Consider the following 7,061-nt stretch of genomic DNA (forward strand, 5'->3'; position numbering starts at 1 on the left):
GTTCACTCGCCTCGAGGACCGGGCCCGTGACGGTCGGACTCGGCTCGGGATCCGGACTGTCTCCGGGATCCGGAACCGGAACAACGTCGCGCTGCACTATCGGAGGTGCAGGGACCGAGGACGACGACGGGGACGTCCTCTCCGGGACTACGCGGGGCGCAGAGACGAGGTCGTGCGGGATGACGGTCTCGTGTGAAGTGACGGCTTCGGGTGACGGGATGACCCGTTGGACAACGCGCTCTTCGAAGGGCAGGGACGTGGGCGCCGAACGAGGTGCACGCAGCGGTTCGGGGATCGGTGTGCTCGCAGGGCGAGGTTCTTCAGGCGGGGGTGTCTGCACCGACGGTAGGTCGAGTATGGGCTGCACCGTCTCGACCGCGGTGTCATCGGCTCGGATGTCGAGGCGAATGGGGCGACGGTGGGGTTCGGGTGTGGCGGGATGCTCGGTCGAGTCCGGAGCCGGAGCCGGAGCCGGTTCCGGCCCCGGGGTCGGAGGCGATGACGAACGTTCGAGGCACGGCGCCGATACTTCTGCCGCCGATCGCTGGACGGGACGGCGGAGTGGCTGCTCGCGCGGGGGAGGAAGCCGATCGATGCTCTGCCGTTCCACGTGCGGCGATTCGTGATGCGGGGGACGCGCCCGCGTCCGTTGCGGTTGCGGTTGCGGTTCGAGCTGGGGCTGCGGGCGTGGCTCGATGGATACTCGCTGTGCGACCTCGGGCTGCAGCACCGACGGTGGATCCACGGGCCGGTCCTGCACAACCTCCGCGGGGTCCGAATCCTGGTGGCCCGCGTGAGCAGAGAGAGGCAGGATCCGTCCCACCGGAAGCTCGTCGACCGGGAACGTCGAAACAGTAGGGAGTGCCCGTTCGTCGTCCGGTGGCGACGCAGTGACCATCTCGTCGATCTCGGTATGTGCACCGGGTACCTCGTTCGATACGGGCGACGAGTCGAGGTGACGAACGGGAGCAGGCGGCGGAGCCGTGTCGGTGGGGGTGGACGGCACGGCACCGACCCTTGCTCGCTGGAGGGAGCCCGGGGGCCGGTGGTGCCGCTGTGCGACGGTGTGGGGGGTTGGACCGTCGTGCCGGGACACCGGCGTAGACGTAGGGGCCGCGGTCAGCGACAACCACGGCACACCGGCGCCGACCGTCGGGAGCGGTTCGACGAGAGCCGGCGATCGGGAGGTTGTGAGCGTTCGAGTGAATCCGTCGAACTGTGTGGTCGACTCGATCGGTTCGACCACCCGCTGCACCGGGGGCAACGACAGCCGTTCGCGAGAGGTCCGCGAGGGGCGAACGTCCGGACGTTCGGGCGGTGTCCGGGCGGGTTCGGCCGACCGGCGCTGCCACGGCCATCGGATGGTCATCGCTCACCTCCTCGCGGATTCCGGCGCCAAGTTCCGGCTCAAGCGCACATACCGTTGCCGATCTGCGTGTTCGAGGTCGAGGATCGTGTCGAACGACCAATGCAGGTGATAGGCGATGTACGCGACCTCGGCGTGCAGACGTTCGGTCCCGTACGTCACGATTCCCCCAGGCGGCCCCCGGCGATGTCGACGGCGAAGTCGCATCCGCACTCCGGACAGGTGACGCCCGCCCGGGTGTGCCCGTCCTGATTGATCCGCCGATACAGATCCTGGAGGAAGGCGAGGTCGGACGCGAACATGTTCTCCACGATTCCGGCGTGCACGTCCTCGATGCCGCCGAGCCGGGACACGACCCGACTGATCAGCACCACCGTCAGATACGACGGATCCTCCCGCACCCGGTCGTCGCGTTGGGAGACGAGTTCGTCGCGGGCCGTCGCGAGGCGCATGACACCGTCGCGGTGGACGGTGCCTGCCGAATCGATGTAGCCACGGGGCAACAGGAAACCGAATTCCGTGCGCAGCGCTTCTCGGGTACCCGAAGTTTCTGCCGAACGGTCCGGCTCGTGCTCCACTGTCAGGGTGGAGGTGCTGGTTCTACGCACCGTCCACCTCGACGCGTTCGAAGGTCAGTACCAGTTTCTCCGTCATGACGCTGGTGTCGCCGGCCTTCATAGAGCTGACCTCAAGGCTCTTCGGCCAGGCATTGGTGAGTGTGTATCGCTTGACGGGCTGTCCTTCGTAGTCGTACACCACGATGGCGCCGCCCTTGCGAACGTCCTTCATCTTTCCCAGCTGAGAGTCCTTGATCCACTTGTCGAATCCGTGGTCCTCGGTGAGCGGCCGGGTGAGAGTGACCTCACCGGCCTTCCAACGTCCGGGAAGCTTCTTGACGAGGTACTTTCCGTCCTTCGCTTCGTTGGACTTGTACTCGATGACGTCCTGTTCCATTTTCAGGCCGGTCACCTCGGTGATGGCCTTGATCTGAAGCCCGTCGAACTCGAGTCCGAACGAGTGGCCTACCGAGCTGTCGAATTCCGGTAGAGGCATTGCGGTTCCTCACTGTTCGATACGTCGATCACTCGGCGACCAGGCTGGTGCCGCCGGAGAACTGGGACAGTCGGAAGATCACGAACTCGGCTGGCTTCACCGGGGCCACGCCGATCAGGCAGACCACTTCACCCGCATCGATTCCCTCGGCGGGGTTCGTCTCCTCGTCGCACTTGACGTAGAACGCCTCGTCGGGAGTGCTGCCGAACAGTGCGCCCTTACGCCACTCGTTGACGAGGAAGGCGCTGATCGTCCGGCGCAGCTTCGCCCACAACGCTTGATCGTTCGGCTCGAAGACGACCCAGTCCGTGCCGTTGAGGATGGATTCCTCGAGGTAGTTGAAGAGCCTGCGGATGTTGAGATAGCGCCAGGCCGGATCGGAGGACAGCGTGCGGGCTCCCCACACGCGGATCCCACGGCCGGGGAACGAGCGGATGCAGTTGATGCCTACAGGATTGAGCAGGTCGTGTTCGTTACGGGTGATCTGCGTCTGCAGGGAGACGACACCGCGCAGCACCTCGTTCGCGGGGGCCTTGTGTACACCTCGCGTGTCGTCGTTGCGCGCCCAGACGCCGGCGACGAAACCGGAAGGCGGGAGGTAAGTTCCACCGTCCGTGCTCACCCACGGCCAGTACAGGGTTGCGTACTTGGAGTCGTAGTTTGCCTTGTCGCTCTTCCACTCCTTGATCTGTTGCGCATTGAGGCCGGGCGGCGGGTCGAGGATCGCCATCCGGTCACCCATCAGCTCGCAGTGCGCGATCATGGCCTGCTGGACGGAGATGACGGTGTCGAGGTCGATCGCGCTGCGCTGGTAGGCGGTGACCAGATCAGGAACGCAGATCATGGTGATCTCGTCGATCGCCTCGAGACCGGAAAAACCGGTGCGTTCCGAGACGTCACCGACGTAGTCGTCGGTCGTGAGTTGAGCGGACGGCAGCAGCGCTGGTTGTGCGGGTGCCGCCAGCGTCACCTTCTTGCCGACGGCGAGTTCGTCGGAGGCCTGGGCGTTGGGGATCTGTTCGAGCTTGATCGTCCGGGATTGGCCGTTGACGACGGTCGCGGCATTCGTCTTGCCCCGTCCGGGCGTGACACCCGAATGCTCCTCGACGGTTTCACCGCCCCTGCGGACGACGAGCTTGAAGGTCCCGTCCGCGGGCTCTGCGTCACTCGGCACGACTTCTACTTCGATGCCGGATTCGGCTGCGGCCGGGTCGATCGCGAGCACACGGAAGTTGCCGAGAATGCCCTGCGGGGCAGCCTCGACGGGCTTGGGAGCTGACTTCGAACCGCTGTTGCCGTTGCTGTCGCCGATGCGAACGATGTACGCGTTGCCGCCACCGTTCTGGAAGTACGCATAGACCGACCGCGCGAGGCATGCGCCATCGACGAAACCGCCGAAGAGACCGGTGAACTGGGTCCAGTTGCTGACGAGGGTCGGTTCATTGAACGGCCCTTTCTCCGACAAACCGACAAAGGCAGCGACGGCGGTCCCGACGCCTTCGATCGGCCGGGACCCGGAGTCAACTTCCTCGACGTAGACCCCGGGCGACAGGTAGGTCGGCATGGCGCCTCCTCGGATGGCGTGCGGTGAGATGGTTTGATAGTGCACCGTTTCGGTGCATCGACGCAGACACGCTGGGACGGTCGGTCGGGTAGGGAGTGATGCGCGAAAGGGCACCTTCCGATTTCCGTGTTGGGTGACAACCGGGACCCGTGTGAGACTGCTAGATCATGCTCTGTGGTCAACTGGGTCGGATGTGGTTACTTGAAGTCGGCTTCAGCCACCAACTTTCCGATTGCCTGCCCAATTACCTGCTTCTGAGAATCGAAGCACGACTGCAATTCTGAATCCGATGGTCTAGGTGTGGCGTCCTTCCCTCTCCTATCGCCGATAGCTTCTTGTTCCGCTTTGACGTACCTCATGGTTCGTTCGAGCCAAGTTTTTTCTATGCGGGTGATCTGCGGTTCAATCCTTCGGTTGAATTGATCCTTCAGGACGGCGCGCCAGTCTCCTTTGAACTTGACCTTTTTTGAGGACTTTACCTTCCGGAATCTTTTTCCGGATCCTCCAATCTTGTCTCTAATCATACCCATAATATTCCTTATCGAGCGTATGAGCTTCAGGTCTCCGCGGCCGTCAAGGGTGGATCCGAACGTCTTGGTCTTAGCGGCTCCCGCATATATAAGTATCGTCGGCTGAAGTTTGTACCCGGTGTCCTCCTGCGTCACCTCCCCCGACTTCTTCAGGCCCATCATCGCGCGCCGGATAAAGGCGTCGGGAATGATGTGTTCAGCCTCCATCTTCCATTCCAAGACGGAATTTTTGCCTCGCAGGCTACTAATTTTCGCCCCGTAGGGTGCGATGGTACCTATTCCCGGTGCGTGAGCCCCGGGGCCTTCCAGTGGGTCTTTCATGTTTTCTCGGGCAAACGCCCGTATATCTTTCTGGACTTTCTCTGCACGCGCGGCCGAGGACTTCGCCTTATCGAATTGTTTACGTGTGGCTTTATCGAGTTTCAGGCGATTCACCTCGCTATCCTTGAATATTTCGTTAATTATCTGGATGTAATTATCCATTTCATTCTGAAACTGCTTTTCGAGTGTTCTTAGATCCGATCTCTTTGTGGCGTCTAGATGCTTGAATGCATGAGAGATCGGTTTGGGTGATGACGCCACGTAGAGATTTTTGGGCGCTCCGCTCTGGGTGTATAGAGTGTGTGTATTCCCATTCGACTTGGTCTGGAATTCGGAATGAAACTTGATACCTAGAAGATTCTTGCACTTTTCTCGAATTCGGTCCCCGATGGACTGTGTAGCGGATTTGATTCGACGTCGGGCTTTCCGGTACGTGCGCTTCGCCCATGTCTTGCCCGCTTCGTACTTCTTCTTCACCCATGCCTTGCCGGCCTCGTACTTCTTCTTCGCCCAAGCCTTGCCCTTGGCGTAGGCGGCCTTCGCCTTCGCCTTGACGCTCGCGGCCGCCTTCCCGAACTTGGACTTCTTCAGCCTGTCGAGGAACTTCTTGCCGTACTTGACCGCCTTGGCGATCAGCCAGTCCACCGCCTTGCCGACAGGGGTTTGGACCTTCTCGAGGATGCTCTTGATCTTGTCGGCGATTCCACCCAGACCGAGGAGGCTGGCCAGGCCGCTGATCAGCATCGGGACGGTTTTCGACAGCGTGCCCTCGATCAGAGCCGCCACCTTGCCGACTCCGCCGGCGGCAATCGACTCGACCGAGTCGAGGACGGAGTCGACGAAGTCCTTCAATCGCTGTGCATTGTCCACGAACCACATCACGGCGTCGTAGATCATCTTGCAGGCCTTGATGAACGCCGCCGCAGGATTGAGAAGCGAGATCAGCCACGTCACGCCGGCCATGATCACCTTGGTGATGACGAAGTCGCGGATGCGACTCATCACCTGTTCCTTCAGGTCCGAGATCTTCTGCGCGATGAACTTCCACAATCCCGGGACGCCCTCGGTGAGGATCATCTTGACGAAATCGACACCCTTCTCGATCGCGCTCATCGCCTTCTCGCCGACCACGTTGACGATCCGGGTTCTGATCGACGTCCACGTGAGGCCGAGAAGGGACAGCAGCAGACCGATGATGCCCTTCAGGTCGAACTTCTCGGGGATCTCGATGCCGGCTTCGGCGAGGGTACCGAACAACCAGCCCTGCAGACCCTTCTTCAAGTGCGTGAGTATGTTCGACATGAAGTTCTGGATGCCGGTCTTGACCGCGTTGACGAACTTCCCGAGGAAGTCCATCGGGTCCTTGATGATCTTCTCGACGGCGTTTGCGGCTCGGGTGAAGACGCCGAGCAGCATGTCCTTGAGTTTCTTCACCGTGTCGATAGCGCCGCCGATCGCCTCGGCGGCCTGGCCTGCGAATCCCTTGTTCTCCGCCTGAAGCTTCTTGATCTCCTCGTCGACCGCATTGCGTGCCTCGATGTACTTGTCCGCCAGATCGTCGACGAGCGACTCCTGCTTCTCGTCGACGGACTTCTCCAAATCTTCGAATTGCGAACCAATTTCCTTGGCGGCATCACCGGCCAGCTTCTGAAGGTTCTTGGGTTGCTCCGCGACGAGCTTCTGGACCTGTGCGCGCCCCTCGGACACCCGGGCCTTCGCACGTGCGAGTTCGGAGCCCACGAGATCGGCGATGCCGCCGATGACGTCCTCCATCCGCGACTCGTACAGCTTCTTCGATTCCAGGAACAGCGCGTTCGCCTCGGGCGGCATGTCCAGGAGCAGGTCCTTCAACCACAACGCGGACCCACCAGGACCGCCGTATCGCTTCGCCTTGTACGCAGCCATGCGGGCCTGGTGGTCGGCGACGAACGCTTCCTTGGCCTTCCTTTCACCTTCCTCGAACCGCTCGGACACGGTCTTGTCGAGACCGGTCAAGATCCCCTCGACGTCGGCCTTTGTCTTGTCGAAGATCTTCTTGATCTCGCCGGTGATCCGGCTTCGTTCCCCTTCGTCGGCGGACTTTGTGGCCTGTTTGCCCGCACCGGCGGCTTGCAGCGCACTGCCTTTCGAGGCGGTAATCGAACTCAATCCGGTCTTCGCCGTGGCATCGGCATCCGCAGTGGCGCCGGCGATGACCTGAGCTTCCTTCTCGCGCACAGCAGCGGGC

Annotated in this window: 5 protein-coding genes; all 5 read right to left on the bottom strand. The window is 61.8% G+C overall.

What is annotated here, in order from left to right; genetic code table 11:
• Positions 1 to 1,372: 1,372 nt before the first annotated feature.
• Positions 1,373 to 1,573, bottom strand: coding sequence for a DUF6760 family protein (locus AIIKEEIJ_RS33990; protein WP_306430604.1), 201 nt, complete (start codon positions 1,571 to 1,573; stop codon positions 1,373 to 1,375).
• Entirely contained in the window at positions 1,525 to 1,974 is a 450-nt protein-coding gene (locus AIIKEEIJ_RS11020; RefSeq protein WP_251549589.1) for a hypothetical protein, read from the bottom strand. The genes AIIKEEIJ_RS33990 and AIIKEEIJ_RS11020 overlap by 49 nt, the downstream gene beginning before the upstream one ends.
• Entirely contained in the window at positions 1,967 to 2,419 is a 453-nt protein-coding gene (locus AIIKEEIJ_RS11025) for a phage tail protein (RefSeq protein WP_050035730.1), read from the bottom strand. The genes AIIKEEIJ_RS11020 and AIIKEEIJ_RS11025 overlap by 8 nt, the downstream gene beginning before the upstream one ends.
• Positions 2,420 to 2,447: 28 nt before the next feature.
• Positions 2,448 to 3,983 (bottom strand): phage tail sheath family protein, encoded by a 1,536-nt coding sequence (locus AIIKEEIJ_RS11030; protein ID WP_161995643.1) that lies wholly within the window; start codon positions 3,981 to 3,983, stop codon positions 2,448 to 2,450.
• A 197-nt stretch (positions 3,984 to 4,180) separates the two neighbouring features.
• On the bottom strand, positions 4,181 to 7,061 hold a 2,881-nt coding region (locus AIIKEEIJ_RS11035), incomplete at its 5' end, for an apolipoprotein A1/A4/E family protein (protein WP_161995644.1).

Origin of the sequence: Rhodococcus sp. YH1 (assembly GCF_009939605.1) — a bacterium.
In the GTDB taxonomy this organism is placed as follows: domain Bacteria; phylum Actinomycetota; class Actinomycetes; order Mycobacteriales; family Mycobacteriaceae; genus Rhodococcus; species Rhodococcus aetherivorans.

Bases quoted from the DNA above. Each gene is read 5' to 3' on its own strand.
- AIIKEEIJ_RS11025 (WP_050035730.1), bottom strand. From the start codon at position 2,419: ATGCCTCTACCGGAATTCGACAGCTCGGTAGGCCACTCGTTCGGACTC.
- AIIKEEIJ_RS11030 (WP_161995643.1), bottom strand. From the start codon at position 3,983: ATGCCGACCTACCTGTCGCCCGGGGTCTACGTCGAGGAAGTTGACTCC.
- AIIKEEIJ_RS33990 (WP_306430604.1), bottom strand. From the start codon at position 1,573: ATGCGACTTCGCCGTCGACATCGCCGGGGGCCGCCTGGGGGAATCGTG.